This is a genomic window from Pseudomonas sp. SIMBA_067 (assembly GCF_046534675.1).
Classification (GTDB): domain Bacteria; phylum Pseudomonadota; class Gammaproteobacteria; order Pseudomonadales; family Pseudomonadaceae; genus Aquipseudomonas; species Aquipseudomonas putida.
Genome location: NZ_JAWRYH010000202.1, coordinates 1 through 318 on the forward strand (window position 1 = coordinate 1; position 318 = coordinate 318).

The 318-nt window shown below is 52.2% G+C and carries 1 pseudogene; it reads left to right on the top strand.

The annotated features are described in order from the left end of the window. Positions 1 to 318: pseudogene (locus tag SB765_RS28730) on the top strand (hypothetical protein); the annotation flags it as partial.

Genomic DNA, 318 nt, shown 5'->3' on the forward strand with positions numbered 1-318 from the left:
GTACTGATGATCGCGATGGTGAAAGCGGGCGTTGAACTGGCGTTCGAAACCATGGTCGATTCCGGCATCATTGAAGAGTCTGCATATTATGAATCACTGCACGAGCTGCCGCTGATTGCCAACACCATCGCCCGTAAGCGTCTGTACGAAATGAACGTGGTTATCTCTGATACCGCTGAGTACGGTAACTATCTGTTCTCTTACGCTTGTGTGCCGTTGCTGAAACCGTTTATGGCAGAGCTGCAACCGGGCGACCTGGGTAAAGCTATTCCGGAAGGCGCGGTAGATAACGGGCAACTGCGTGATGTGAACGAAGCG